Origin of the sequence: Actinomycetospora callitridis, from assembly GCF_028737265.1 — a bacterium.
Lineage (GTDB): Bacteria > Actinomycetota > Actinomycetes > Mycobacteriales > Pseudonocardiaceae > Actinomycetospora > Actinomycetospora callitridis.
This window is the reverse complement of sequence record NZ_JAQZAK010000006.1, coordinates 135,250-161,397: the sequence shown is the minus strand read 5'-3', so window position 1 is coordinate 161,397 and position 26,148 is coordinate 135,250. Positions and strand designations below refer to the sequence as shown.

Annotated in this window: 22 protein-coding genes; 7 read left to right on the top strand and 15 right to left on the bottom strand. The window is 74.1% G+C overall.

The genetic code is table 11. The features are described from left to right. Positions 1-17: 17 nt before the first annotated feature. From PH191_RS19725 to PH191_RS19700, 6 genes are read right to left on the bottom strand one after another with little or no spacing between them, the layout of a single operon-like run. Positions 18-356, bottom strand: coding sequence for a Rieske (2Fe-2S) protein (locus PH191_RS19725; protein ID WP_274196322.1), 339 nt, complete (start codon positions 354-356; stop codon positions 18-20). Further along, a complete protein-coding gene (gene nirB / locus PH191_RS19720) occupies positions 353-2,923 on the bottom strand; it encodes a nitrite reductase large subunit NirB (RefSeq protein WP_274196321.1) in 2,571 nt (856 codons plus the stop codon). Before nirB ends, PH191_RS19725 begins: the two co-directional genes overlap by 4 nt. Before the next feature lie 2 nt (positions 2,924-2,925). Then, positions 2,926-3,270, bottom strand: a complete 345-nt coding sequence (locus PH191_RS19715; protein ID WP_274196320.1) for a molybdopterin oxidoreductase — start codon at positions 3,268-3,270, stop codon at positions 2,926-2,928. Then, a complete protein-coding gene (locus tag PH191_RS19710) occupies positions 3,270-5,417 on the bottom strand; it encodes a molybdopterin oxidoreductase family protein (RefSeq protein WP_274196319.1) in 2,148 nt (715 codons plus the stop codon). Before PH191_RS19710 ends, PH191_RS19715 begins: the two co-directional genes overlap by 1 nt. Before the next feature lie 45 nt (positions 5,418-5,462). Continuing rightward, entirely contained in the window at positions 5,463-6,536 is a 1,074-nt protein-coding gene (locus PH191_RS19705) for an LLM class flavin-dependent oxidoreductase (RefSeq protein ID WP_274196318.1), read from the bottom strand. Between the two features lie 44 nt (positions 6,537-6,580). Further along, positions 6,581-7,228 carry a DNA alkylation repair protein gene (locus PH191_RS19700; RefSeq protein ID WP_274196317.1) on the bottom strand — a complete coding sequence of 216 codons (648 nt, stop codon included), beginning with the start codon at positions 7,226-7,228 and terminating at the stop codon, positions 6,581-6,583. A gap of 225 nt (positions 7,229-7,453) precedes the next feature. Between PH191_RS19700 and PH191_RS19695 the strand changes: the two genes are divergently transcribed. Together PH191_RS19695 and pntB are read left to right on the top strand one after the other, a co-directional pair. After that, complete coding sequence (locus tag PH191_RS19695; RefSeq protein ID WP_274196316.1) at positions 7,454-9,010, top strand: Re/Si-specific NAD(P)(+) transhydrogenase subunit alpha; 1,557 nt, start codon at positions 7,454-7,456, stop codon at positions 9,008-9,010. Then, positions 9,007-10,416 carry a Re/Si-specific NAD(P)(+) transhydrogenase subunit beta gene (gene pntB, locus PH191_RS19690; protein ID WP_274196315.1) on the top strand — a complete coding sequence of 470 codons (1,410 nt, stop codon included), beginning with the start codon at positions 9,007-9,009 and terminating at the stop codon, positions 10,414-10,416. Before PH191_RS19695 ends, pntB begins: the two co-directional genes overlap by 4 nt. On the opposite strand, the gene PH191_RS19685 is transcribed toward pntB, so the two are convergent. Both PH191_RS19685 and PH191_RS19680 read right to left on the bottom strand, forming a co-directional pair. Then, positions 10,403-10,795: an ankyrin repeat domain-containing protein gene (locus tag PH191_RS19685; RefSeq protein WP_274196314.1), complete on the bottom strand. Its 393-nt coding sequence runs from the start codon at positions 10,793-10,795 to the stop codon at positions 10,403-10,405. The genes pntB and PH191_RS19685 overlap by 14 nt on opposite strands. Positions 10,796-10,878: 83 nt before the next feature. Continuing rightward, positions 10,879-12,078 carry an alkaline phosphatase family protein gene (locus PH191_RS19680; protein WP_274196313.1) on the bottom strand — a complete coding sequence of 400 codons (1,200 nt, stop codon included), beginning with the start codon at positions 12,076-12,078 and terminating at the stop codon, positions 10,879-10,881. A gap of 295 nt (positions 12,079-12,373) precedes the next feature. Between PH191_RS19680 and PH191_RS19675 the strand changes: the two genes are divergently transcribed. Together PH191_RS19675 and PH191_RS19670 are read left to right on the top strand one after the other, a co-directional pair. Continuing rightward, positions 12,374-14,470, top strand: a complete 2,097-nt coding sequence (locus PH191_RS19675) for a carbon starvation CstA family protein (RefSeq protein WP_274196485.1) — start codon at positions 12,374-12,376, stop codon at positions 14,468-14,470. Next, on the top strand, positions 14,470-14,664 hold the full coding sequence (locus tag PH191_RS19670; protein WP_274196312.1) for a YbdD/YjiX family protein: 195 nt from the start codon (positions 14,470-14,472) through the stop codon (positions 14,662-14,664). Before PH191_RS19675 ends, PH191_RS19670 begins: the two co-directional genes overlap by 1 nt. A gap of 77 nt (positions 14,665-14,741) precedes the next feature. On the opposite strand, the gene PH191_RS19665 is transcribed toward PH191_RS19670, so the two are convergent. The 7 genes from PH191_RS19665 to PH191_RS19635 all read right to left on the bottom strand — a co-directional run bounded on the left by PH191_RS19665 (position 14,742) and on the right by PH191_RS19635 (position 24,315). Continuing rightward, positions 14,742-16,571, bottom strand: coding sequence for a phosphoenolpyruvate carboxykinase (GTP) (locus PH191_RS19665; protein ID WP_274196311.1), 1,830 nt, complete (start codon positions 16,569-16,571; stop codon positions 14,742-14,744). 199 nt (positions 16,572-16,770) lie between these two features. After that, positions 16,771-17,655, bottom strand: a complete 885-nt coding sequence (locus PH191_RS19660; RefSeq protein ID WP_274196484.1) for an NAD-dependent protein deacetylase — start codon at positions 17,653-17,655, stop codon at positions 16,771-16,773. Between the two features lie 97 nt (positions 17,656-17,752). Continuing rightward, positions 17,753-19,171, bottom strand: coding sequence for a metallopeptidase TldD-related protein (locus tag PH191_RS19655; RefSeq protein ID WP_274196310.1), 1,419 nt, complete (start codon positions 19,169-19,171; stop codon positions 17,753-17,755). Next, positions 19,168-20,697 (bottom strand): TldD/PmbA family protein, encoded by a 1,530-nt coding sequence (locus tag PH191_RS19650; RefSeq protein WP_274196309.1) that lies wholly within the window; start codon positions 20,695-20,697, stop codon positions 19,168-19,170. Before PH191_RS19650 ends, PH191_RS19655 begins: the two co-directional genes overlap by 4 nt. Positions 20,698-20,740: 43 nt before the next feature. Beyond that, the gene (locus PH191_RS19645; protein WP_274196308.1) at positions 20,741-21,124 is read right to left on the bottom strand and encodes a DUF6802 family protein; all 384 of its coding nucleotides are present in this window, start codon (positions 21,122-21,124) and stop codon (positions 20,741-20,743) included. 10 nt (positions 21,125-21,134) lie between these two features. Then, entirely contained in the window at positions 21,135-22,823 is a 1,689-nt protein-coding gene (locus PH191_RS19640; protein ID WP_274196307.1) for a dynamin, read from the bottom strand. A 10-nt stretch (positions 22,824-22,833) separates the two neighbouring features. Continuing rightward, positions 22,834-24,315 carry a dynamin family protein gene (locus PH191_RS19635; protein ID WP_274196306.1) on the bottom strand — a complete coding sequence of 494 codons (1,482 nt, stop codon included), beginning with the start codon at positions 24,313-24,315 and terminating at the stop codon, positions 22,834-22,836. Positions 24,316-24,440: 125 nt separating this feature from the next. On the opposite strand from PH191_RS19635, the gene PH191_RS19630 reads away from it, so the two are divergent. The 3 genes from PH191_RS19630 (at position 24,441) to trmB (ending at position 26,120) form a co-directional block, all read left to right on the top strand. After that, entirely contained in the window at positions 24,441-24,887 is a 447-nt protein-coding gene (locus PH191_RS19630) for a hypothetical protein (protein WP_274188839.1), read from the top strand. A 112-nt stretch (positions 24,888-24,999) separates the two neighbouring features. After that, on the top strand, positions 25,000-25,290 hold the full coding sequence (locus PH191_RS19625; protein WP_274196305.1) for a hypothetical protein: 291 nt from the start codon (positions 25,000-25,002) through the stop codon (positions 25,288-25,290). Between the two features lie 143 nt (positions 25,291-25,433). Next, on the top strand, positions 25,434-26,120 hold the full coding sequence (gene trmB / locus PH191_RS19620) for a tRNA (guanosine(46)-N7)-methyltransferase TrmB (RefSeq protein ID WP_274196483.1): 687 nt from the start codon (positions 25,434-25,436) through the stop codon (positions 26,118-26,120). The last annotated feature ends 28 nt before the right edge of the window (positions 26,121-26,148 follow it).

Genomic DNA, 26,148 nt, shown 5'->3' with positions numbered 1-26,148 from the left:
TTGCCCACGCGAGGGCGTCAGCCCAGGCGGACCACGAGCTCGCCGTCCTCCTCGGTCGCGGTGTACGCCGCGACGTCGTCGGCGCCGGTCGCGCAGGAGCCGTCGACCAGGGAGAACTGGTGGTTGTGCAGCGGGCACATGACGACCTCCCCATCAGCAGTGTCTCTGCCGACGAGCCCGTCGGCGAGCGGCCCGCCCCGATGGGGACAGATCGCCCGCAATGCGTGGAGCCCGCCCGAGCGCGGCCGGAACACGGCCACCGGCTCGTCGCCGACCAGGAACGCCCGCCCCTCGCCCAGGGGGATCCGGTCGACGGGGCCCAGCCGTGCCTCGACGGCCTCCTCGGTGCTGCTCACGACGACACCCCGTCCCGGCTCGAGCTCGTCCTGATGGGCACCTGCGGGAGCGGGACCAGCGGCAGCGCGTCGTGGAACTGGCCGGGCGTCGCGTCGGTCTGGTCGGTCGCCCACGGGTCGGCGTAGCGGTCGACGGTCTCCTGCATGCGCGCGTCGAGCTCGTCCGCGATGCCCTCGACGTCGTCGACGACCACGCCGATCAGGTGGTCGAGGCCCATGCGCGGCACGAAGTCGTAGGTGCGCTCCAGCCAGTTGGCGTTCTCCCGGTAGTACTGCAGGAACCGGCCGGTGATCCGCAGCGCCTCGTCGTGGGAGTCGACGGTGGCGAGGATGTCGCCCTTGCGGATCGTCGCCCCGGCGGCGCCGCCGACGTAGATCTGCCATCGATCGCCCTCGATGGCCACCAGCCCCACGTCCTTCACCATCGACTCCGCGCAGTTGCGCGGGCACCCGGAGACGGCGAGCTTCATCTTCGCCGGCCCCTCGACGCCCTTGTAGCGCTCCTCCAGGTCGATCCCGAGCCGCGTGGAGTCGCCGAGGCCGAACCGGCAGAAGTCGGTGCCGACGCAGGTCTTCACCGTTCGGAAGCTCTTGCCGTACGCCCAGCCCGAGGGCATGTCCAGGTCGGCCCAGACCTCCTGCAGCTTCTCCTTCGGGACGCCGAGCAGGTCGATGCGCTGCCCGCCGGTCAGCTTCACCATCGGGATCTCGTGCTTGTCGGCGACGTCGGCGATGCGCCGTAGCTGGTCGGGGCTCGTGACGCCGCCGGACATGCGCGGCACGACCGAGAACGTGCCGTCGCGCTGGATGTTGGCGTGCACCCGGTCGTTGATGAACCGGCCGTCGCGCTCGTCGACGTGGTCGTCGGGCCACATCATCCGCAGCAGCGCGGTGAGCCCCATCTTCGAGCCGACGTGGTCCTTCCCGTCCGGGGCGAGCTCGGCGAACACGCTCGAGACCGACTTCAGGCCCCGGGAGCGGATCTCGGCCATGAGCGTCGGCTTGTCCAGGGGGATGCCCGGGACGTAGTAGCTGTCGGCCGGGTCCTCCACGCCCGCGCCCCCGAGCGCCGCCTCGACGACCTCCTTCACGAGCCCCTTGCAGGAGCCGCACCCCTTGCCCGCCCGCGTCGCGGCCATGCACGCCGACACCGACTCGGCGCCGTCGTGGACGCAGGCGACGAGATCGCCCTTCGAGACGCCGTTGCAGTGGCAGATCTGGGTGTCGGCCGGGAGATCGGCGGCGCTCGCGGCGTCGCCGGCGCTGCCGAGGTCGAAGAGCAGCTTGATGCGCTCCTCGGGCAGCGCCGAGCGGCTGTCGAAGGCCTGGGTCAGCGCCGCGACCTTGCTGACGTCGCCGACGAGCGTCGCGCCGATCAGCGTGCCGTCGCGGATGACGACGGTCTGGTAGACGCCGCGCCCGGTCTCGGAGAACTGCACGAACTCGTCCGACGACCTCTCCGGGACCTTCACGCCCATCTGCGCGACGTCCACGCCGGCGACCTTGAGCTTCGTCGCCAGCCGCGAGCCGTGGTACTCGGCGTCGGGATTCGCTCCGGTGACCACGTCGGCGAGGACCGCGGCCTGCTCCCACAACGGCCCGACGACGCCGTAGACCTCGCCGCGGTGCTGCGCGCACTCGCCGACCACGAAGATCGAGTCGTCGTCGACCGACCGCAGCTTGTCGTCCACGACGATCGCGCGTTGCGTCTCGAGCCCCGAGACCATCGCGAGCCCGATGTTGGGACGGATCCCGGCGGTCACGACGACCATGTCGCACGCGAGGTCCGAGCCGTCGGTGAAGCGGACCCCGGAGACACGGCCGTCCTCCGTCAGGATCTCGTTCGTCTTCACCCCGAGGTGCAGGTGCATGCCCATGTCCTCGAGCTTCGAGCGCAGCACCTTCGACGCCTCGGCCTCGAGCTGCTGGTTCATCAGCACCTCGGTGGGGTGCACGACGTGCACCGCGACCCCGTGCGCCTGCAGCCCCGCGGCCGCCTCGAGCCCGAGCAGCCCGCCGCCGATGACCACCGCGGTCCGGTGCTCCCTGATGTGGGCGAGCATCGACGTCGCGTCGTCCAGCGACCGGAACCCGAACACCCCGGGCGTCAGCTCGGTCTTCGTCGCCCACATGCCCTCCATGGGCGGGAAGAACGAGCGGCTGCCGGTGGCGAGGACGAGCGTGTCGTACGGCGTCACCGACCCGTCGTCGCCGTAGACGACCTTGGCGTGCCGGTCGATGCGCACGATGCGTACGCCGGCGTGCAGCGTGATGCCGTTCTCGTCGTACCAGTCCAGGGGGTTGAGGTAGAGCTCGTCCTCCCCGTCGGCGTCCTCGTCGTCCACGGCCCGGCCCGCCGCGTTCGCGAGCACCTCGGACAGCAGGATCCGGTTGTAGTTGCCGTAGGGCTCGTCGCCGAAGACCTCGATGGCGAAGGTGTCCGCGCCGCCGCGGGCGAGGATCTCCTCGAGCGCGCGGGCCCCGGACATGCCGTTGCCGACCACGACGAGGCGGCTCTTCGAGGAGCTCTCCTGCTCGGTCTCCGGTCGTTCCGCGGTTTGCGTCACCCCTAGACCTCCACCAGTCCGCAGTCGACGACGAGGGTGCCGGTGGCGCCCTCGGGTGCCGAGTAGTGGATCTCGACGGTGCTGCCGGCGAGGAGGTCCTCGACGACGCGCAGCGAGACGTGCATGTCGCTCCTCGCGCCGACCGGGAGCCACCGCGACGGCGTGCCGTCGAAGGCGAGCAGGACGGACACGAGCTCGTCGGAGGAGTTCCCGGCGCGGACGTAGAGCACCTGGCCGGTGACCCCCTCGGGCACGGTGTAGGTCAGGCTCGGGTCGAGCAGCGCGGGCTTGGCCAGCCCGTGCCCCTCGAACTCGAACGCGCCCTGCAGGAATCGCGGGGTGGTCATCACGAGTCGGCGTCCTCTCCGTGGGTGGACTCCGCGGCCTCGAGGGCCACGGCGCAGGTCTTGAACTCGGGCATCCGGGACGTCGGGTCGAGGGCGGGGTTCGTGAGGTCGTTGATCGTCGCCTCGCCCGACCAGTGGAACGGGGCGAAGACGGTGTCGGGGCGGATCTCCGGTGAGAGCCGCGCGCGCATCCGTGCCGTCCCGCGCCGGGTGCGCAGCGACACGTCGCTCCCGTGAGTGACGCCGAGCCGCGCGGCCAGGTCGGGATGGATGTCGACGACCGGCTCGGGCTCGGCGTCGAGCAGCGCCTTGGTCCGCCGGGTCTGCGTGCCGGACTGGTAGTGCGCCCGGCTGCGCCCGGTCGTCAGGCGGTACGGGTACTCGTCGTCGGGCGGTTCGGCGGCGTCGCGGTGGTGCACGACGTGGAAGCGGGCGCGCCCGTCCGGGGTGGCGAAGCCGTCCCGGAACAGGCGCGGCGTGCCGGGGTGCGCCACCCCGTCGTCCCCCGGGGCGGGGCAGGGCCAGAAGACCCCGCGCTCGGCGTCGATGCGCTCGTAGCTGATGCCCGCGTAGTCGGCCTTCCCGCCCGAGCTCGCCCGGCGGAGCTCGTCGAACACCGCGCGGGGCTCGCGGTCGAAGAAGGCCCCGCGGCCCAGCCGGTCGGCGATCTCGGCGAGGACGACGAGGTCGCTGCGCACGCCGTCGGGGGCCTCGAGGGCCCGGCGTCGCCGCAGGACGCGGCCCTCGAGGTTGGTCATCGTGCCCTCCTCCTCGGCCCACTGGGCACAGGGCAGGACGACGTCGGCGAGCTCGGCGGTCTCGCTGAGGAACAGGTCCGAGACGCACAGGAAGTCGAGCGCGGCGAGCCGTTCCCGCACGTGGGCGGCCCGCGGCGCCGAGACCGCGATGTTCGACGCCATGACCAGCAGCGCCCGCACACCGCCGGGGGTGCCGAGCCGGTCGAGCATCTCGTAGGCGGAGACCCCGGGCTGCGGGAGCTCGTCGGGGTCGATGCCCCAGACGCCGGCGACGTGCGCGCGGGCGGCGGGGTCGGCGAGCATCCGGTAGCCGGGCAGCTGGTCGGCCTTCTGGCCGTGCTCGCGCCCGCCCTGGCCGTTGCCCTGGCCGGTCATCGTCGCCCAGCCCGAGGACGGCCGGCCGGGCAGGCCGAGGGCGAGCGCCAGGTTGATCCAGGCCAGGGCCGTGTCCGAGCCCTTCGCGTGCTGCTCGGCGCCGCGCGCGGAGAGGATCATGGTGGCCCGCGACTCGGCGAGCAGGTGCACCGCGCGCTCCATGACCCGCACCGGGACGCCGGTGATCCGCTCGACGCGGTCGGGCCAGTACTGGCGCATCGCGCGCCGCACCGCAGGCCAGCCCGTGGTGCGCTCGGCGACGTAGCCCGCGTCGACCAGCCGGTGCTTGATCGCGAGGTGGAGCAGCCCGTTGGCCAGGGCGAGGTCGGTGCCCGGCACCGGCTGCAGGTGCACGTCGGCCGTCGCCGCGGTCGCGGTGTAGCGGGGGTCGACGACGAGGTGGCGCGCGCCGCGCTCGACGCCGGCGGCGAACCAGCGCATCGCCGGCGGCATGGTGTCGGCCGGGTTGGAGCCGACGAGCATGACGGTGTCCGCGCGGGCGATGTCGGCCAGCGGGAAGGGCATCCCACGGTCGATCCCGAACGCCTTGGTCGCCGCGGCCGCCGCCGACGACATGCAGAAGCGGCCGTTGTAGTCGATCGACGCGCTGCGCAGCGCGACCCGCACGAACTTGCCGGCCTGGTAGGCCTTCTCGTTGGTCAGCCCGCCCCCGCCGAAGAGCCCCGCGGCGTCGCGGCCGTGACGTTCCTGGGCGACGGTCAGCGCCGTGACGATGCGGTCGTAGGCCTCGTCCCAGGTGGCCTCGCGGAAGGGCGCGTCGCGCTGGTCGCGGACCAGGGGCGTCGTCAGCCGGTCCGGGTGGTCGATCAGCTCGGCCGACGACAGGCCCTTCTCGCAGAGCCCGCCCCGGTTGGTCGGGAAGTTCGCGCCCGTCACCTCGAGCACCGGGCCGGCACCCTGCTCCCGCGGGGTCAGCGTCATCCCGCACTGCAGCGAGCAGTACGGGCAGTGGGTCGGCACCGGAGTCACCGCCCCGGTGGTGGGCGAGGGCATGCCCCCACGCTGCGGGGGAGCTGTTTCCGGCCGGTTACACGAGCACTACACCTGGGCGAGCGACGGCGGGGCGTTCGTCACGCCGGGCCCGGACACGCCGAAGGCCTGCGCCACCAGCTCGTACGAACGCCGCCGCTCGGCGACGTCGTGGATCGGCGTCACGAGCATGACCTCGTCGGCGTCGGCCTCGCGGGCCCGGCGCTCGAGATCGTCGCGGACCTCGTCGGGGGTGCCGGCCGTCATCTTCGATGCCATGGACTGCTCGACCTGCAGCTCGGCGGGGCTCCAGTCGTGCGCCATGGCCTCCTCCGGGCTCGGCAGCGGGCCCGGGTTGCCGGTGCGCAGGCGGGCCATCGACAGGGCGTGCGCGCGGCCCATCGCGCGGGCGCGCTCCGGGTCCTCGTGGCACATCACCGCGGCGGCGAGGACGACGTGCGGGTCCTGGGCGCCCGCGGCGTCGCTCGGACGGAACTGCTCGCGGTAGATGCGGGTCGCCTGGCCCGGGTCCGCGCCGCCGAAGTGCCCGGCGTAGGCGAAGCCGGTGCCGAACGCGGCCGCGGCCTGCCCGCCGTAGTAGCTCGAGGCGAGGATCCAGACCGGCGGCAGCGGGACGTCGTTCGGCATGGCGGCGATCCCGGCGAAGTGGTGGCCCTCGGGGAAGCCGTCGACGTAGCCGCGGAGCTCGGCGAACTGCTCGGGGAAGTCGTCGGCGGTCAGGGCCTCGCGGCTCCGCCGCAGCGCGATCGCGGTGCGCGGGTCGGTGCCCGGGGCGCGGCCGATGCCGAGGTCGATGCGTGTCCTTGATGGATCGTGGCTGGGGTGCAGCCCCGCCAGCGCGCGGAACGTCTCGGCGACCTTCAGCGGGCTGTGGTTCGGCAGCATGATCCCGCCGGACCCGACGCGCAGCGTGCTCGTCGCGCTCGCCACCGCCTGGATCAGGATCTCGGGGCTGGAGCTCGCGACGCTCGGGATGCCGTGGTGCTCGGCGAGCCACATCCGCCGGTAGCCGGCGCGCTCGACGGTCTTGCCCAGCTCGATGGTCTCGTGCAGCGCCGCCGAGGTCGGCGTGCCGGAGGGGACCGGCGAGAGGTCGAGGACCGAGAGCACGGGATCACGCATGTCAGGGACAACGTCCTGGACTCGCGTCCGGATTCCGGGTGCGGTCAGTGGCCGCGGAGTCCCAGGTAGTGGGCCTTCTCCTCGGCGGGCAGCTGTTCGACGGCGTAGCGCAGCGCCGTGCGCGGCATCGTCGCCGCGTGCGCGTCGAGCAGGGCGCGCAGGGCCGCGCCGTCGCGCTTGCCCGCCTCGCGCACCCATCCGCCGACGGCCTTCTGCACCAGCTCGACGGGGTCGTGGGCCAGCGTCGCGCCGATCCGGAAGGTGTCGGCGGTCTCGCCGAGGCGGATGAAGTACCAGGTCGCGACGATCGCCGTGCGCCGCTCGTACCAGTGCTCCGAGGCGGCGAGCTCGTCGAGCGGGGCGCGCGGGCGCGGGTGCAACCACCCGCCGACGACGTGCGGGGCGGCGCGGTCGACGAGGTCCCAGGTGTCGATGCGGTCGTGGCGACGCCGGTAGAGCTCGTACAGCGCGCGGCGTTCGTCGTCGTCGATCTTCTTCCGGCGGGCGCGGAAGTCCATGAGGCTGACGGCGACGACCTTGTGCTCGTGGGTGGGGCCGTCGAGCAGGCGCTCCGTGTCCGCGAGCGAGGCGGCGGGGAAGGCCTTCGCGAGGGCGAACAGCTCGCGCATGGGGATGCGGTCGGAGGCCTGCGCGCGGAGGTCGTCGAGTCGCTGCTCGAGCTCGGCGGGCACGCGGCGAGCGTGCCGCCGTCCCCCGCACCTGTCCAGGACGGTGCGTCCTCCCCGGTGCGGTGACGAGCGTCGGAGATGTGACCCAGGACCTCCACGCGGAGGTTTCCCGGACGTGAGATTAGGGTCGCCATCGACAGCCCGTTCGGACGAACGTCCGGCCGGTCCGCGCGGTGTCGTTGCTGGTGACGGCGCACGTGGCGGGTGAGAGAGCAGAGGAGCGCGACGGTGCGCATCGGTGTCCCCCGGGAGCCCGGGGCCCGCGAGACCCGGGTGGCCGCCACGCCGGCCACGGTGGTGGGTCTGATCGACCTGGGGGCGACGGTCGTCGTCGAGCCGGGGGCGGGGGAGCGCGCGAGCTTCACCGACGACGCCTACGCGGCGGCCGGCGCGGAGATCGGGGATCCCTGGTCCGCCGACGTCCTGCTGGCGCTGCGCACGCCGGACGCCGAGCACCTCGACCGCCTCGCCCCGGGCACGACGCTGATCGCCATGGTCGGGCCCGCGCGGCACCCGGAGCTGCTCGCCGACCTCGCCCGGCGCGGCATCACGGTCCTCGCCACCGACGCCGTCCCGCGCATCTCGCGGGCGCAGTCGCTGGACGTGCTGAGCTCGATGGCCAACATCGCGGGCTACCGCGCCGTCGTCGAGGCCGCGCACCGCTTCGGCCGCTTCTTCACCGGGCAGGTCACCGCCGCCGGCAAGGTGCCGCCGGCCAAGGTGCTCGTCGCCGGAGCCGGGGTCGCCGGCCTCGCCGCGATCGGGGCGGCGTCCAGTCTCGGCGCCGTCGTGCGGGCCACCGACCCGCGACCCGAGGTCGCCGAGCAGGTCCGCTCCCTGGGCGGGGACTTCCTCGCCGTGGAGGCCGGAGACGCAGCGCAGGAGTCCACCGACGGGTACGCCCGCGCGACCTCGGAGGCCTACGACGCGCGGGCCGCCGAGATCTACACCGAGCAGGCCGCGGACGTCGACGTCGTCATCACCACCGCGCTGATCCCGGGGCGCGCGGCGCCGCGGCTGCTCACCGCCGCCGACGTCGCGCTCATGAAGCCCGGCAGCGTCGTGGTGGACATGGCCGCGGGCCAGGGCGGCAACGTCGAGGGCTCGGTGGCCGACGAGGTCGTCGTCACCGACAACGGCGTCATCATCGTCGGCGACACCGACCTCGCCGCCCGGCTGCCCGCGCAGGCCTCCCAGCTCTACGGCACGAACCTGGTCAACCTGCTCAAGCTCCTCGTCCCCGAGAAGGACGGGCGGCTGGTGCTCGACCTCGACGACGTCGTGGTCCGCGGGGTCACCGTCACGCACCACGGCGAGGTGCTCTGGCCGCCGCCGCCGATCTCGGTGTCTGCCGGGGCGGGCGGGAACGTCGACAGAGCGCCGGTCGAGCCCGCGGCGGCGACGCCGGTGGTGGCGCCCGCGAAGGTCGCGTCGCCGGCCCGGCGCTACACGCTGATCGCCGTGGCGTTCGCGCTGCTCTTCGCCGCGACGGCCTTCGCGCCGCCGGCGCTCGCCACCAACCTCACCGTGTTCGTGCTGGCCGTCGTGATCGGCTACTACGTCATCGGCAAGGTCCACCACGCCCTGCACACCCCGCTGATGTCGGTGACGAACGCGATCTCCGGGGTCGTGGTGGTCGGGGCGCTGCTGCAGTTCGGGCAGCACGGCACGGTCGTCTCGGTGCTCGCGTTCGTGGCGATCCTGCTGGCCAGCATCAACATCGTCGGTGGCTTCGCGGTGACCCGCCGCATGCTCGCGATGTTCACGAAGGGGCCTGCCTCATGAGCGCCGGAACCGCGGCCACGGCCGCCTACATCGTCGCCGCCCTGCTGACGGTGATGAGCCTCGCCGGGCTCTCCAGGCACGAGACCGCGCGGGCGGGCGTCGCCTACGGCATCGCCGGCATGGCCGTCGCCCTCGTCGCGACCGTGGTGCTCGCCGCCGAGTCGCTCACGGCCGGGGCGATCGCGCTCCTCGCCGTCGCGATGGTCGTCGGCGGCGGCATCGGGCTCTGGCGCGCACGGGTCGTCGAGATGACGGGCATGCCCGAGCTCATCGCGCTGCTGCACAGCTTCGTCGGCCTCGCCGCCGTGCTCGTCGGGTGGAACGGGTACCTCGAGGTCGAAGCTGAGGGCGCGGCGCAGACCACCGTCGCCCCCGAGCTCGTCGGCATCCACTCCGTCGAGGTCGGCATCGGCGTCTTCATCGGCGCGGTGACGTTCACCGGCTCGCTCGTCGCCTACGGCAAGCTCTCCGGGCGGATGAAGTCGCGCCCGCTGACGCTGCCGGGCAAGAACGCCCTGAACCTCGGGGCGCTCGTCGCGTTCGCCGCGCTGACCGTCGCCTTCACGGTGACGCCCTCGCTCGGCCTGATGATCGCGATCACCGCGGTCGCCCTGGCGCTGGGCTGGCACCTCGTCGCCTCGATCGGTGGTGGGGACATGCCCGTCGTCGTGTCGATGCTCAACAGCTACTCGGGCTGGGCCGCGGCCGCCTCGGGCTTCCTGCTCGACAACACCCTGCTGATCGTCACCGGCGCCCTCGTCGGCTCCTCGGGTGCCTACCTCTCCTACGTCATGTGCCAGGCGATGAACCGCTCGTTCCTCTCGGTCATCGCGGGCGGGTTCGGCGTCGAGTCGGGCACGGCGTCCTCGGGCACCGAGGAGGGCGAGCACCGCGAGGTCGACGCCGACGCCGTGGCGGAGATGCTCGCCGAGGCGTCGTCGGTGGTCATCGTCCCGGGCTACGGGATGGCGGTGGCCCAGGCGCAGTACCCGGTCGCGGACCTCACCCGCCGGCTCGTCGAGCGCGGCATCGAGGTCCGGTTCGGCATCCACCCCGTCGCCGGGCGCCTGCCGGGGCACATGAACGTCCTGCTCGCCGAGGCCAAGGTGCCCTACGACGTCGTCCTCGAGATGGACGAGATCAACGACGACCTCGCCTCGACGTCGGTCGTGCTCGTCATCGGGGCCAACGACACCGTCAACCCCGCCGCGATGGAGGACCCGGGCAGCCCGATCGCCGGCATGCCCGTCCTGCGCGTCTGGGAGGCCAAGAACGTCGTCGTGTTCAAGCGCTCGATGGCGGTGGGCTACGCGGGCGTGCAGAACCCGCTGTTCTTCCGCGCGAACACCTCGATGATCTTCGGCGACGCGAAGGCCCGCGTGGAGGACATCCTCAAGGCGTTGTGAGGAGGGCCAGCAGGTCCTCGCGGCCGAACATCCGGGCGGTGTCGACGGCCGTGGGGTGCCCGGCGAGGGGGTCGGCGCCCGCCTCCACGAGGACGCGGACCACGGCGTCCTCGCCCTTGAACACCGCGCCGGCGACCGGCGCCTGACCGCGGTCGTTGAGGCGGTCGACGTCGGCCCCGCGGGCGGCCAGCACGGCCACCGCCTCGGCGTGCCCGTGGTAGGCGGCGAGCATGACGAGCGTGTCGCCGTGGGAGTTCGTCAGGTCGACGGGCACCCCGGCGTCGAGGTAGGCCGCCAGCGAGGCGGCGTCGCCGTCGCGGGCCATGTCGAACACGCGCGTGGCCAGTTCCCGGACGTCGGCCGACGGTTCCTCGCTCATCGGGGTCAGTGTGCGCTCCGCGCAGGTGAGCACTTCGAGGTGCCCGAGCACTCCGAAGTGCTCACATGCGCGCAGCGCACCTCTCAGCCCCGGGCGAGCAGCAGCGGGACGCGCTGCTCGGCGTCGGTGAGCGAGCCGTGGTGGCCGATCAGCGCGGTCTCCATCGGCTCGATGCGGGAGCGCACGAGCGTCCAGTTCCCCTGGGCCGCCGCGACGACGTCGCCGATGCGCCCGCGGGCGGTGTCGGTGACGTCGAGGCCGAACCAGCCCTCGTCGATCGCCTCGTCGCGCGTGCGCACCCACGCCGCGTCGCCGAGCTCGGAGCGCCAGGCCGCGGCCACGTCGTCGGCGGCGCCGGCGGCGGTGAAGACGTGGCGCACGCGGGCCTCGCCCGCGAGGCGTCGGACGCCGGTGAGGAGCTCGGGGCTGGTGTCGAGGTCGATCCGCCAGCCGGAGTCGGTGCCGACCATGCCGTGGTCGGCGACGACGGCGAGCAGCGTGTCCGGGGGCAGCTCCTCGGCGATGGCGCCGACGAGCCGGTCGATGACCGTGAGCTGCATCAGCCACGGCGTCGAGCCCGGGCCGAACGTGTGCCCGAGCATGTCGAGGTCGCCGTGGTAGGCGTAGCAGAACGCGCGTTCCTCGACCGCTCCCGGGGCGAGCGCGTCGAGCACCGCGGCGGCCATGTCGCCCAGGGCCGACACCCCGTGGAACCGGCCGCCCCGCAACGCCGCCCGGGTGAGACCGGAGCGACGCTGGATCTCCGGGGCGATCGTCGTGACCGCGACCCCGGCCCGGGCGGCGCGCTGCATCACCGTCGGCGCGGCCTGCACCTCCTCGGGCGGGAGCTCGCGCCGCAGGTCGACGGGGTCGGTGGCCCCGTGGGCGCACCAGCGCAGGGTGTTGAGCACCGTCTCCGCCGGCGCGCCCGGGTCGTCGAGCGGCGGCACGCCCATGCTGTAGCCGACGATGCCGTGCTCGCCCGACGGCAGGCCGGTGCCGAGGCTCGTGACGCTGACGGCCGTCGTCGACGGGAAGCCGGCCAGCAGCGTCTGCCCGCGTGCCGCGAGCTCCGCGAGGACCGGTGCCCGGTCGGCGTGCTCGGCGAGCAGGTCCGCGCCCAGCCCGTCGATGAGCATCAGCGCCGTGCCCCGCGCCGGCCCGACGCCGAGGTGGTCGTCGAACCCCTCGACGCCGAGCGCGGCGGCCAGGGAGGGCGAGACGTCGGCCAGCGTGCCGGCGGCGGGGGTCGGCCGGAACGGCGGCCGGCCGAGCTGGTCCATGTGGGCAGAGCGTAGGGGCACACGGCGGACGGTCACCGAGCGGACACTTCGCGTGAATTGATCAAGGACACCGCGGCGTCCCAGGACCTATCCTCCCCGGAAGTCCGATCCGTTCCGAGCGGAGGTCGCGATGACGACGACGTCAGGAGGATCGGGCGGCGTGGCCGCGCCGCCCGACCAGGAACTGCCACCGGCGGTCGACGACGAGGTGCTCGAGGAGGAGCGCCGACGCTGGACGCCCGCGCGGATCGCCGTCTGGGCGGTGATCGCCCTGCTCGGCGGCCTGGGCTGGGTGATGGTCGCGCTCATCCGGGGCGAGACCGTCAACGCGATCTGGTTCGTCTTCGCGGCGGTGGCGACCTACCTCATCGCCTACCGCTTCTACTCGACCTACATCGAGCGCAAGCTGCTCAAGCCCGACGACCGGCGCGCCACCCCGGCCGAGCACTCCGAGAACGGGCAGGACTACCTGCCGACCGACCGCCGGGTGCTCTACGGACACCACTTCGCGGCGATCGCGGGCGCGGGCCCGCTCGTCGGTCCGGTGCTCGCCGCGCAGATGGGCTACCTGCCGGGCACCATCTGGATCATCGTCGGCGTCGTGCTGGCCGGGGCGGTCCAGGACTACCTGGTGCTGTTCTTCTCGATGCGCCGCGGCGGGCGCTCGCTGGGCCAGATGGCGCGCGACGAGCTCGGGGTGATCGGCGGTGCCGCCGCGGTGATCGCGACGCTCGCCATCATGATCATCCTCATCGCGGTGCTCGCGCTGGTCGTCGTCCAGGCCCTGGGCGAGAGCCCCTGGGGCGTGTTCTCGGTGGCCATGACGATCCCGATCGCACTGTTCATGGGCTTCTACCTGCGCTATCTGCGGCCCGGCAAGGTCGGCGAGGTCTCGGCGATCGGGGTGGGCCTCCTCCTGCTCGCGATCATCGCCGGCGGCTGGATCTCCGAGAGCGGGCTGGCCGAGGCGTTCACCCTCAGCCGCACGACCCTCGCCTGGTGTGTCGTGATCTACGGCGTGGTCGCCGCGGTGCTGCCGGTGTGGATGCTGCTCGCGCCCCGCGACTACCTGTCGACGTTCATGAAGATCGGCACGATCGTGCTGCTCGCGGTCGCGGTCGTCGTGGTGCGGCCGGACATCGCCACCCCCGCGTTCAGCGAGTTCGCCACCCGGTCGGACGGGCCGGTCGTCCCCGGTCCGCTCTTCCCCTTCCTGTTCGTGACGATCGCCTGCGGAGCGCTCTCCGGCTTCCACGCGCTCATCTCGTCGGGCACGACGCCGAAGCTGATCGAGAAGGAGCGCCAGACGCGCTTCATCGGCTACGGCGGCATGCTCATGGAGTCGTTCGTCGCGATCATGGCCCTGGTCGCGGCCATCTCCATCGACCGCGGCATCTACTTCGCGATGAACGCGCCGACGGCGCTGACCGGCGGCACGGTCGAGACGGCGGCCGTGTGGGTCAACTCGCTGGGCCTCGCCGGCGTCGACATCGCCCCCCAGGAGCTGGCCGGGACCGCGGCGATGGTGGGCGAGCAGAGCATCGTGTCGCGGACGGGCGGTGCCCCGACGCTGGCTCTGGGTCTGTCGCAGATCCTGTCGCAGTTCCTGGGCGGCGCCGCGCTCGCGAGCTTCTGGTACCACTTCGCGATCATGTTCGAGGCGCTGTTCATCCTCACCGCCGTGGACGCCGGCACCCGAGTGGCGCGCTTCATGCTGCAGGACGCGGTGGGGACCTTCGTCCCGCGCTTCCGTGACACCTCGTGGCGCACGGGGGCGTGGATCGGGACGATCGTCATGGTCGGCGGCTGGGGCGGCATCCTGATCATGGGAGTGACCGATCCGCTGGGCGGGATCAACACGCTCTTCCCGCTGTTCGGGATCGCCAACCAGCTGCTCGCGGCCATCGCGCTCGCCGTCTGTCTCGCGATCATCGCGCGCCGCGGGACGGTGCAGTACCTCTGGATCGTGCTGGTGCCCCTGGTCGCCGTCGCGGTGATCACGGTGACCGCGTCGCTGTACAAGATCTTCTCGCCGGTGCCGGGCGTCGGGTACTGGGCTCAGCACTTCGCCTACCGGGATGCGATCGCCGCGGGCCGCACCAGCATGGGTGCCGCGCGCAACCCCGCCCAGATGGAGGCGGTCGTGCGCAACACCTTCATCCAGGGCAGCCTGTCGATCATCTTCCTGGTGCTGACCCTCATCGTGCTCGCGGCCGCGACCGTCGCCGCCGTGCGCTCGGTCCGGTCGGGCGGGTCCCCGGGCAAGGAGGACGAGCCCGTCCCGTCGCGGCGCTACGGGCCCTCGGGGCTGATCCCCACCCCGTCGGAGAAGGAGCTCGAGAAGCAGTGGCTCGCCTCGGCGGGGGCGCCGAGCCGGGGAGGCGGGCACTGATGGTCGCCGCACTCGGACAGGGCTACCGGGCCGTGCGCTGGTGGTTCCGCGGTGTGCTCGGGGCCGACGCCTACGACCGGTACCTCGCGCACCACGCGCGTGCCGGCCACGACGACCGGCCGATGAGCGAGCGGGCCTTCTGGCGGGCGCGCACCGACCACCAGGAACGCCACCCGCAGGGACGCTGCTGCTGATCCCGGACGAACGCACGGCGCCCTCGCTGCTCCCGTGAGCAGCGAGGGCGCCGTGTCGTGCGGTCGCGGAGAGCGGATCAGCTCGCGTTCAGGCGCTGCTTGAGGGACTCGAGCTCGTCGCGCATGGAGGTCGGCAGCTTCTCGCCGATCTTCTCGAACCACTCCTCGATGAGCGGCAGCTCCTCGCGCCACTCGTCGACGTCGAAGCGCAGCGACGCCTCGATGTCCTCCATCGGCTCGCTGAGACCCTCGACGTCGATCTGGTCGGCGCTCGGGACGTGGCCGATGGGCGTCTCGGTCGCGGCGGCCTTGCCCTCGAGGCGCTCGATGATCCACTTCAGCACGCGGCTGTTCTCGCCGAACCCGGGCCACAGGAAGCGGTTGTCCTCGCCCCGCCGGAACCAGTTGACGTAGAAGATCGACGGGAGCTTGGTGACGTCGGCGTTCTTGCCCACGTCCACCCAGTGCTGGAAGTAGTCGCCGACGTTGTAGCCGAGGAAGGGCAGCATCGCCATCGGGTCGCGGCGGACCTGGCCCTTGCCGCCCTTCGCCGCGGCCGTCATCTCGCTCGACATCGTGGCGCCCATGAAGGTGCCGTGCTGCCAGTCGAAGGACTCCGTGACCAGCGGGATCGTCGTCTTGCGGCGGCCGCCGAAGAGGATCGCCGAGATCGGCACACCCTGCGGGTCGTCCCACTCGGGCGCGACGACGGGGCACTGCGAGATCGGCACGGTGTAGCGCGAGTTGGGGTGGGCCGCTGGCTTCGCCGAGCCGGGCGTCCAGTCGTCCCCGGTCCACGCGGTGAGGTGCTCGGGATCGCCCTCGAGCCCCTCCCACCAGACGTCGTTGTCGTCGGTCAGCGCGACGTTGGTGAACAGGGCGTTGCCCTGCTCGATGGTGCGCATCGCGTTCGGGTTGGTCTTCCAGTTCGTCCCGGGCGCCACGCCGAAGAAGCCGAACTCCGGGTTCACCGCGTAGAGCCGGCCGTCGGCACCGAACCGCATCCAGGCGATGTCGTCACCGACGGTCTCGGCGCGCCAGCCCGGGATGGTGGGCTGCAGCATCGCGAGGTTCGTCTTGCCGCAGGCCGACGGGAACGCGGCCACGATGTAGTACGCCTTGTCCTCCGGGCTGATCAGCTTGAGGATCAGCATGTGCTCGGCGAGCCAGCCCTCGTCGCGCGCCATCGCCGAGGCGATGCGCAGCGAGTAGCACTTCTTGCCGAGCAGCGCGTTGCCGCCGTACCCGGAGCCGAAGCTCCAGATCTCGCGGGTGTCGGGGAAGTGGCTGATGTACTTCGTGTCGTTGCAGGGCCACTTGACGTCCTGCTGGCCGCGCTCGAGGGGGGCGCCGACCGAGTGCAGCGCCGGGACCCACTCGGTGTCGCCCTCGTCGAGGCGTCGCTGCACCTCGGGGCCCATGCGCGTCATGATGTGCATCGAGGTGACGACGTAGGCGCTGTCGGAGATCTCGACGCCCAGCTTCGGGTGCTCGGCGTTCACCGGGCCCATGCAGAACGGGATGACGTACATCGTCCGACCGCGCATGCAGCCCCGGTAGAGCTCCCGCATCGTGGCCTTCATCTCGGCCGGGTCCATCCAGTTGTTGGTGACCCCCGCGTCGGCCTCGTTGACCGAGCAGATGAAGGTGCGCTCCTCGACGCGCGCGACGTCGTCGGGGTCGGAGGCGGCGTAGAACGAGTTCGGCTTCTTGGCCGGGTCGAGCTGGACGTAGGTCCCGGCCTCGACGAGCTCGGAGGTGAGCCGGTCCCACTCGTCCTGGGTCCCGTCGCACCACACGACCCTGTCGGGCGTGGTGAGGTCCGCGACCTCGTTCACCCAGTCGAGCACCTCGCGGCGTCGGATCGGCGGGTTGTCGAGTCCCTGGATGGTCGGAACGGCAGTCATGCGTCTCCTCGGTCGCTCGATCGCCGAACGCCGAGACCGCGAAGCGGCCCGGTCGCCTCGGGAACGGAAGCAACCCCCGACACGGCGACGTGCCCGGGATCAGCCTCCGATGGTGGTCTCCGACGTTAACGAGACTTCTTCTCCGCGACACCGCCGAGTCGCTGTCGGGGGACTCACTTCCACGATCAAGCTGAACGATTCAGGCTCGTTCGCCGAGGTTGAGCGTGGTCAACGTCGCAGGCAGGACCTCTCCGAGCGCCTCGGTGAGGCGGATGGTCGCGACGTCGTCGGCCCGGCTGGGCCCGGCCGTCACGACGGCGACCGGGAGATCACGACGGGCCGCGGCGCGTACGAAGCGCAACCCCGACATCACCGTCAGCGAGGAGCCGAGGACGACCAGCGAGCGCGCCCGCTCGACGAGCTCGAAGCAGTGGTCGACCCGCGGGCGCGGCACGCTCTCGCCGAAGAAGACGACGTCCGGCTTCAGCGGTCCGTCGCCGCAGGACGGGCAGCCGACCATCGTGAAGCGGTCGAGCTCGGCGTCGGGCAGCTCGGCGTCGCCGTCCGGGTTGATCTCCGTGGCCCGCGTGTCGAAGTCCGGGTTCAGGGCGGCGAGGTCCTCCTGGACCCGCTCGCGCCCCAGCGCCGCGCGGCAGCCCAGGCAGACGACGCGACCCAGCGCCCCGTGCAGCTCGACGACGTCGCGCGCGCCCGCCTCCTGGTGCAGCCCGTCGACGTTCTGGGTGATGACGCCGGTCAGCAGGCCCGCGCGCTGCAGCGACGCGACGGCCCGGTGCCCGTCGTTGGGCCGGGCGCCGGCGATCTGCGGCCAGCCGACGTGGCTGCGGGCCCAGTAGCGGTGCCGGGCGACGGGGTCGCCGACGAACGCGTCGTAGGTCATCGGGGCGTGGCGGCGCTGCGCGCTCGTCGGGCCCCGGTAGTCGGGGATGCCCGAGTCGGTGGAGATCCCCGCGCCGGTGAGGACCACCGCCCCGCCCTCGGCGAGCAGCGTCGCGAGCGCGGCGACGTCCCCGCGGACGGGGACCTCGGCCTCCCACGCCGTCTGGGGTGCGGTGTAGCGCATCACCGACCGGATCACGCCCTCCAGTGTGCGCCTCCGGCGCATGTGAGCACTTCGGAGTGCCCCAGCACTCCGAAGTGCTCACATGCGCGAAGCGCACCTAGCGGCCGAGGGACACCGAGGTCATGTGGAAGTCGGGGACGCGCAGCGGGGGCATGGCGGCGCGGGTGAACCAGTCCTTCCACTCGCGCGGCAGCGTGCGCTCGGTGGCGCCGGCCTCGGTGGCGCGGCGCAGGAGGTCGAGCGGCGACTCGTTGAAGCGGAAGTTGTTCACCTCGCCGACGATCTCGCCGCCCTCCATCAGGTAGACGCCGTCGCGTGTGAGGCCGGTGAGCAGCAGCGTCGTCGGGTCGACCTCGCGGATGTACCAGAGGCAGGTCAGCAGCAGGCCGCGTCCGGTGGTCGCGACCATCTCCTCGAGCGTGGCGTCGTCGCCGCCGGTGAGCACGAGGTTGTCGGTGGGCGCCGCGAACGACGCCCCGTACTCCGTGGCCGCCGCCCGCGGGTAGGCGAGCGTCGCGACCGTGCCGTCGCGCACCCACTCCACGCGCCCGGTGGTGGCGCCGTTGTCGAACACCGAGACCTCGTCGCCGGAGTACGTCGTCGCGAGCACCGGGGTGTAGGCGAGGTCGGCGAACCCGGCGCCGGCCGGGTCGCCCGCGAGTGTCAGGGGCAGGTCCCCGAGCCGCTCGCCGACCCGGGTGCCGCCGGCCCGCGAGAAGGCCGAGCGGCCCTCCTGCGCGGGCCGCCCGCCCATCGACCAGGCGAGGTAGATCATCAGGTCGGACACCGCGGACGGCGGCAGCAGCGTCTCGTAGCGCCGGGCCGGGAGGTCGATCCGCCGGGCGCCCCAGGGCAGCCGGTTCCGCAGACGCTCGACGAGGGCGGTGACGTCGACCGCGCCCATGTCGGCGGCGCCCTCCCCGCCCCAGACCGACGTGCCCGTGGACGGGTCCTTGAGGTTGAGCTCGACCGACCCGGACGGCTCGACCCAGCGGCGGCGGACCCCCGCGGAGGTGCCCAGCCACGTCGTCGTGACGCGGTGGTCGGCGAACCCGAACGACGCCTCGCCGGGCCGGAAGGACGCCCCGAGCTCCTCGGCGAGCCGGGCGAACACGGCGGTCGAGGTGTCCTCGGCGCCGTCGTCCCAGTGCGCGTCGGCCGCGCCGGCGGGCTCGGGCAGCGGCGCCGCGTCACGGGCGGGACCGGCCCGCCGGGCGGCCTGCACCGCGCCCGCGACGGCGTCCATGAGCACCGCGTCGCCCTCCGGGCCGTCGGCGAGCCCCGTCGGGGCGGGCACGGTGACGACCCCGGCGCCGGTGCCGCCGTCGAGGGGCACGAGCACGACCACGGAGAGCCGCCGCTCGACGGTGTTGCCGTTCGTGGTCATCGTGGAGTTCGCCCACCGCACGACGGCCTCGGAGACCTCGCGGACCAGGGCGACCGCGCCCGCGTCCGGGACCTGCGACGCCGCGATCGCCAGGGCGCGCTCCACGAGGGCCGAGCCGGTGGTGCTCACGATCCGCTCCCGGTGTTGAGGACGTCGACGCCGCGCAGCAGCGCCGACGGACAGCCGTGACTGACCGGTGCGACCTGACCGGGCTGGGCCTTGCCGCAGTTGAACGCGCCGCCGAGGCGCCACGTCGAGGGGCCGCCGACGGCCTCGAGCGAGCCCCAGAAGTCGGTGGTCGTCGCCTGGTAGGCGACGTCGCGGACCTGCCCGACCAGCTCGCCCCCGCGGATGCGGTGGAAGCGCTGCCCCGTGAACTGGAAGTTGTAGCGCTGCATGTCGATCGACCAGGAGCGGTCGCCGACGACGTAGAGGCCGTCCTCCACCGCGCCGATCAGGTCCGACGTCGTCCGGTCGGTGACCGGGTCGGGCTGCAGCGACACGTTCGCCATCCGCTGCAGGGGGACGTGCTCCGCGGAGTCGGCGTAGGCGCAGCCGTTCGACCGGTCGAGACCGAGGCGCGGCGCGAACGACCGGTCGACCTGGTAGCCGACGAGCACGCCGTCACGGACCAGGTCGAACTCCTGCGCGGCCACCCCGTCGTCGTCGTAGCCGACGCTCGCGAGGCCGTGGGGGACCGTGCGGTCGCCGGTCACCGTGAGGACGTCGCTGCCGTAGCGCAGGGTGCCGAGCTTGTCGGGCGTCGCGAAGCTCGTGCCGGCGTAGGCCGCCTCGTAGCCGATGGCGCGGTCGTACTCGGTGGCGTGCCCGATCGACTCGTGGATGACGAGCCACAGGTTGGTGGGGTCGATGACGAGGTCCGTGGGCCCCGCCTCCACACTCGGCGCCCGCACCTTCTCGGCGAGGAGCTCCGGGAGCTCGGTGAGCTCGGCGCCCCAGTCCCAGCCGGTGCCGGTGAGGTACTCCCAGCCGCGCCCGGCCGGCGGCGCGAGGGTGCGCAGCGACTCGAAGGCCCCGCCCGCCCGGTCGACGGTGGTGATCGAGATGTCGGGGTCGACGCGCACGCGCTGCTGGGTCGTCGTGGTGCCGGCCGTGTCGGCGTAGAAGCTCTGCTCCTTGACCTGCACGAGGCTCGCCGAGACGTGGTCGACGCCGGACGCGGCGAGCAGGGCGGCGGACCGGTCGGTGAGCAGGGCGATCTTCTCGGCGACGTCGACGGCCCAGGGGTCGACGTCGTACGGCGAGACCCAGACCGCGCCGGCGTGCACGGGCTCGTCGGCGAGCGTGACGCGCTCGGTGGCCAGCGACGCGAGGGTCGCGGTGACGTCGAGCGCCCGCCGCGCCGTGGCCACCGCGACCTCGGGCGTCAGGTCGACATGGGCGGCGAACCCCCACACGCCGTCGCGCAGCACGCGCACGGCCAGCCCGAGGGTCTCGGAGTCGGCGGCGACGACCACCCGGCCGTCGCGCAGCTCGAGGTGCTGGGTGCGCAGGCGGTGCACGCGCAGGTCGGCGTGCTGGGCCCCGCCCCGGCGGGCGGCGTCGAGCGCGGCGTCGGCGAGGGCCGTGAGGGGCAGGGCGAGGAAGTCCTGGTCGACCGGGTGGCCGACCGTGTGCGTCCCGGATCTCTCCACGGGCGCCGAACCTACCGGCCGCGCGGGCGACCGACCCGGAGGATCAACCGCCGCGGACCCACCGTCCGGTGACCGGATCGATGGTCGGCGCGGGCGGGGGCGGGCCCTCGTCCCAGCCCTCGTCCCAGCCCTCGCCCGGCAGGCCCGGTGCGGCGGTGGTCGTGGCCGTGCCGTCGGCGAGCACGCGCGTGAGCACGTCGACGCGCCCGTCGCCGTCGACGTCGGTGCCCAGCTCGAGGGCGTCCGGCCCCGCGACCACGGCGGTGTCGGCGCGCCCGTCGGCGTCGCTGTCGACCGTGGCCGGACCGAGCGCGCGCGGGCCGTCGGGGGCCGCGACCAGCAGCTCGGCGGCGGGGCCACCGGGATCGACGTGCGCCTCGGGGTGGAGCCCGGAGTCCAGCGCGGAGTCGTCGGGCAGCTCGACCATGTCCGCGAGATTAGGTCGCGGGCTCGACGCGTGGGTCCGGTTCGGGGACATCCACGCGGTCCCGCAGCGCGGCCAGCCGTCGCAGCAGCGTCTCCGCGCGGTCGCGCCCCTCGCGGGCCTCCGCGGCGGTGTGGGCGGCGGCGCGGTCGGCGGCGGTCCGGTCGGCGCCCGCGTGCCGGACGGCGCGCTCCGCGGCGGTCAGCGCGTCGTCGAGGTCCCGCGCGCGGTGCTCGAGCGCGGCGTCGAGGGCGAGCGTGACCTCCCGCTCGGTGGTGATGAGGGCGTCGGCGAGGACGCGGTCGAGGTCGCCGCGCACCTCGGCGAGCGCCTCGGCCGTCCACTGGCGCAGGTGCGCGCGGTCGGCGGCGAGGCGCCGGGCCCGCGCGACCCATCCCGCGGCGCCCAGCCCCAGCCCCACCGACACCGGGACGAGCGCGGCGCCCAGCGCGACCGGCGCGATCGGGACGGCGAGCAGCGGCAGCAGCGCCAGGCGGGAGAGCCCGAGCCCGCCCGACGCCCCGGCGACCACGAGCAGGCGGTCCTCGGCGGGACGTGTCCGCGGCGGGGGCACCAGGCCGGGCTCGGCGACGTCGGTGACCCCGAGATCGGCGACCCGCAGGGACGGCAGCTCACCGGCCGGGACGAGGTCGGCGAGGGTCGTCGCGACCAGCGCGCGCAGGCGCGTGCCGAGGCCCTCGACCACGGCTGCCGCCAGCGTCTCGACCTCGGCGGCGAGGTCCCGTGGGATCGCGGCGAGCCCGGCGCGGTCGGCGTCGTCGATGCGCCCGCGCAGGGCCGTCGCGAGGGCGCGGACGCGCGCGGCGAGGTCGTCGGCGGCGGCCACGCGGGCGGCGGCGAGGTCCGCGCGCCAGCGCGTGTGGTGGTCACGGCGCAGCGCGGCCCGGGCGGCGAGGAGCTCGTCACGGCGGCGGGCGAGGTCGCCGACGCCGTCGGCCGGGGCGCGCAGGGCGCTCCGGGTCGCGTCGGCCCGGGACGCGACGCCGTCGAGCCCGGCGGCGAGCAGGCGCAGCGCATTGGCCTCGGCGAGCATCCGCCGCCGGCGCGCGACCAGACGGTGCAGCTCGCGCTGCAGGGCGGCCAGGCCGGAGCGGCGGCGCAGCGCCTCGGCCGCCGCCGGCGTCGCGGTGCCGGCGCGACGGGCGAGCTCCGCGGAGACCGGGAACCACGGCGCCCCCGCGAGCCGCGGGACGTGCTCGGCGACCAGCGCGCGGTCGGCCTCGAGCACCGTGCGCCAGCCGCGGTGCGCCTCGGTGCGGGTCAGCGCGAACACCACGGTGTCCACCCGGGCGGCCGCGCGCGCGAGCGCGTCGAGCTCCTCGGCGCCGAGCGGGGCGGCGGCGCCGGCGAGCACGAGCGCCGCGGTGGCGCCGTCGACCGGCCAGCTCCCGGGGTCGGGGCCGCGGGCGGGGACGAGCAGGTCCAGCTCCTCGAGCAGCGGCACGCCGAGGTCGTCGTGGGTGGCGTGCTCGACGGCGACCTCGTCCAGACCGAGCAGCGCGGCCAGCAGCTCCCGGCGACCCCGACCGGGCGCGCCGACGAGCACCACGGTCGGCCGCGCCGGCGGGGGCGGGGCCGCGGCCCGTGTGGCGGCGTCCGGGTCGAGGCGGGCGAGCAGCGTCGTCAGCGCCTCGCGGGTGCGGGCGACCTCGGCGGGGACGTCCCGCCCTGACGCGGTCACGATGGCCCGGTCACGGCGGCGCTCCGTTCGACCGGATCGGGCTCCGCTCCGCGGGGCCTCCGGGCTGCGCGGTGAGGTCCTGCCACATCCCGACGTAGGTGCGGTGGACGACGTGGGCGAGGTCGGCGATGCGCCGGGGCGAGCCCCACGACCCGTAGGCGCGCCACCAGGCGGCGCGCCGGGCGGCGTGGCCCGCGACCTCCACCCGACCCGCGCCCGGGCGCCCCGCGCGGACGTCCGGGGGCGCGGCCGAGGCGAGCCGGTCGACCTCGTCGAGCAGCTCGGCGGGCAGGCCCAGGGCGCCCGCCCACAGCCGCGCCCGGGCGGCGAGCAGCGCCCGCTCGGTGAACGCCTCCCGGCGCGCCAGCGCGGCGGCCGCGTCGGCCACCCGGGTGCCCTCGCCCCGCCCGCCGCCGTCCTGCGCCTCGGTGCGCCCCAGGGCCTCGCCGAGCGCGGCGAGGTCGCGGACCCCGGCCGTCGCGGCGTGCAGGTCGGTGCGCGTGCGCACCTCGTCGTGCAGCCGTCGGACCAGCGTCGCGAGCCCGGACGCGGCGAGCAGGGCGTCGCAGAGCTCGCCGACCCCCGCGGCGGCGTCGGCGCGCAGGAGCGCGATCCCGAGGGCGAGGCCGCGCAGGTCGAGCAGCTCGAGCAGCCGCGCCCGGGCCTCGACCGGCAGGGGCAGCTCGGCGGTCGTGAAGAGCTCGGCGTCGAGCAGGGCGACCTCGAGCACCGCCGGGTCGGCCCCGGCGAGCACCCGCAGCGCGCCGACGTCCTCCGCGCGCAACGCCCCGGTGACCGCGGTCTCGGCGAGCAGGCCGATCACCGGCGTCACCGGCCCCACGCGGTCGCCGAGCCTGCGCCCGAGCTCGACGGCGAGGTCGCGGCCGTCGTCGGGACCCACCGTGTCCGCCCGTCCGAGCACGGCGACGACCCCCGCCGGGCCGTGGGCCGCGGGCCCGGGCAGCGCGTCGAGATCGCCCGCGTGCGCCGTGGCGGGCAGCACGACCAGCGCCGTATCGGCGTGGGCGCCGCCGGACACACCTCCGGGCCGGCGCGCCGAGCCCGTGCCCGGGGTGTCGATCACGGTCAGGCCGTCCAGCGCCGCGCTGGTGAGCGTCACCACCAGGTGGTCGACGTCCTCGGGTCGCACGCCCAGCCGGTCGCCGACCGCGGCGGGCACCCGGCCGCCCGCGGCGAGCGGCAGCGGTCGCCGGGTGCCGTCGACGAGGACGACGTCGAGCCGATCGGCGGGTCCGCGGACGTAGTGGGCCGTCAGCCCGGTGCACTCGCCCGCCCCCGTCGGCGCGACCCGGCGGCCCACCAGTGCGTTGACCAGCGTCGACTTGCCCGACGAGACCGGCCCGGCCACGACGAGGGACGGCGTGGCGAGCATCCGGTCGGCGATCGCCTCCACCGCGTCGGCGCTCGGCAGCGACACCCGCGGGGACAGCGCACGGCATGTCGCGACCACGGCGCTGCGCAGGGGGCCCACAGCCGTGGCAGCGTAGGCGTCGGACCGTGCCCGCGAGGCCGGTTCGGCAGGACTCCGGAGGGTTTCGATTGATCGCCCGTCGGGGGAGACTGCTCACCAACCGTCACCTGCGAGGAAGGCACACCGTGCTCGACACCGGCACGTATCTCTTCATCGTCGTGGTCGGCGCGATCATCACCTTGGTGGTGGGCCAGATCCTCATGCGCTCGGGGATCGGGTTCCTTCGCGACGTCTTCGACTCCGAGGAGACGGCGGTCTCGACGAACCGGCTGCTCGGGGTGCTGTTCCACCTCGTGGCGCTGGGCTTCCTCGCCCTCATCTCGACGTACCGACCCTTCGACGTCCAGGGCACGGTGCAGATCGTCATCACGCAGCTCGGCGGCGTGATGCTCCTGCTCGGCGTGCTCCACGGGCTGACGCTGCTGCTGCTCGCCCGCGTCCGGAGCCGGCGGCGCAGCGAGACCATCGAGTCGGAGATGAGCAGCCAGTACGAGCAGCAGCGTCGCGCGCGGCAGACGCAGCGTCAGCAGGTGATCGAGGGCGGTCCCTCGTCCGGCGGCGGCGGGCGCTGACCCCGGCCCGACAGAGGCCCTCACGGAGGCCGTCCGGGGACCACCGATCGCCCGACCGGGTCATCTCGCGCGGATCCGCTAACCCGGGCTGTGATCTGCGCGATGTGCGGGTGTGACCCTCGTCCCCTTGACCCGGCGCCGCGCGTCCGTCGTGGCGGAGCCGCTGACCAGGCCGCTGCCCCGACTCACCGATGTGGTGCACGCGGTGACCGCCACCTTCGCCTCCGGCGGATGGACGCTGCGCTTCGGCCCTTCCGGGCAGCAGGTGGTGGTCGACCGCCTCGCGGAGGCCGACGCCGCGGCCCGCAGGCTCGTCGGCGCCGTCCTCGGCCTGCCCGACGCGGCCGTCCGCATCCGGATCACGCCCGACGGCGCGTCGCTGGCCTCACTGCGCCGGTCCTGACCCCACCACCGGTCCCGCACCTCTCGCGCCGGGACGCGGGATGTGAGGATCAGGTGGTGGAGACCGGTCACGACACGCGCCCGACGTCCGGACCGGACGTCCCGCGGCGCTCGGTGGTCAGCTTCACCGACCGCGGGGGGCGGATGACCGCCGGCCAGCAGCGGGCCTGGGACCGCCTCTGGACGCGGTACGGGGCGAACGCCGCCGGCTTCGACCGGGACCCCGACGGCCCGCGGCCGCCGCTCCATGACGGCCGGCTGGACGCGCCCGCCTGGTTCGGCCGACGAGCCCCGCTGCGGCTCGAGATCGGCTCCGGGATGGGCGAGACGACCGCCGCCCTCGCCGCCGCCGAGCCCGACGCCGACCACGTGGCCGTCGAGGTCTATCCCCCCGGGCTCGCGCAGCTGCTCATGCGCCTCGAGGAGCAGGAGCTCGCCAACCTGCGGCTGCTGCGCGGCGACGCCGTCGTGGTGCTCGAGGACCTCGTCGCCCCGGACTCGCTCGCCGGCCTGCGCGTCTTCTACCCCGATCCCTGGCCGAAGCGCCGGCACCACAAGCGCCGTCTGGTCCAGCCCGCGACCGTCGCCCTCATGGCCTCGCGCCTGGGGCCCGGCGCGACGTTGCACCTCGCCACCGACGTCGCCGACTACGCCGAGTGGATGCTCGAGGTGACCGACGCCGAGCCGCTGCTCGAGAACCCGCACGGCGGCTTCGCGCCGCGGCCGGCGTGGCGCCCGCGCACCAAGTTCGAGGCCCGCGCCGAGCAGGAGGGTCGCCCCAGCCGCGATCTCCTCCTGGTGCGCACCGAGGCTGCCGGGGGCGAGTCCTGAGCACCCATCGGACCCGGCGCCGGGCGGT

Bases quoted from the DNA above. Each gene is read 5' to 3' on its own strand.
- PH191_RS19715 (WP_274196320.1), bottom strand. From the start codon at position 3,270: ATGACCACCCCGCGATTCCTGCAGGGCGCGTTCGAGTTCGAGGGGCAC.
- PH191_RS19710 (WP_274196319.1), bottom strand. From the start codon at position 5,417: ATGCCCTCGCCCACCACCGGGGCGGTGACTCCGGTGCCGACCCACTGC.
- PH191_RS19705 (WP_274196318.1), bottom strand. From the start codon at position 6,536: ATGCGTGATCCCGTGCTCTCGGTCCTCGACCTCTCGCCGGTCCCCTCC.
- pntB (WP_274196315.1), top strand. From the start codon at position 9,007: ATGAGCGCCGGAACCGCGGCCACGGCCGCCTACATCGTCGCCGCCCTG.
- PH191_RS19685 (WP_274196314.1), bottom strand. From the start codon at position 10,795: ATGAGCGAGGAACCGTCGGCCGACGTCCGGGAACTGGCCACGCGCGTG.
- PH191_RS19680 (WP_274196313.1), bottom strand. From the start codon at position 12,078: ATGGACCAGCTCGGCCGGCCGCCGTTCCGGCCGACCCCCGCCGCCGGC.
- PH191_RS19675 (WP_274196485.1), top strand. From the start codon at position 12,374: ATGGTCGCGCTCATCCGGGGCGAGACCGTCAACGCGATCTGGTTCGTC.
- PH191_RS19670 (WP_274196312.1), top strand. From the start codon at position 14,470: ATGGTCGCCGCACTCGGACAGGGCTACCGGGCCGTGCGCTGGTGGTTC.
- PH191_RS19665 (WP_274196311.1), bottom strand. From the start codon at position 16,571: ATGACTGCCGTTCCGACCATCCAGGGACTCGACAACCCGCCGATCCGA.
- PH191_RS19660 (WP_274196484.1), bottom strand. From the start codon at position 17,655: ATGCGCTACACCGCACCCCAGACGGCGTGGGAGGCCGAGGTCCCCGTC.
- PH191_RS19645 (WP_274196308.1), bottom strand. From the start codon at position 21,124: ATGGTCGAGCTGCCCGACGACTCCGCGCTGGACTCCGGGCTCCACCCC.
- trmB (WP_274196483.1), top strand. From the start codon at position 25,434: ATGACCGCCGGCCAGCAGCGGGCCTGGGACCGCCTCTGGACGCGGTAC.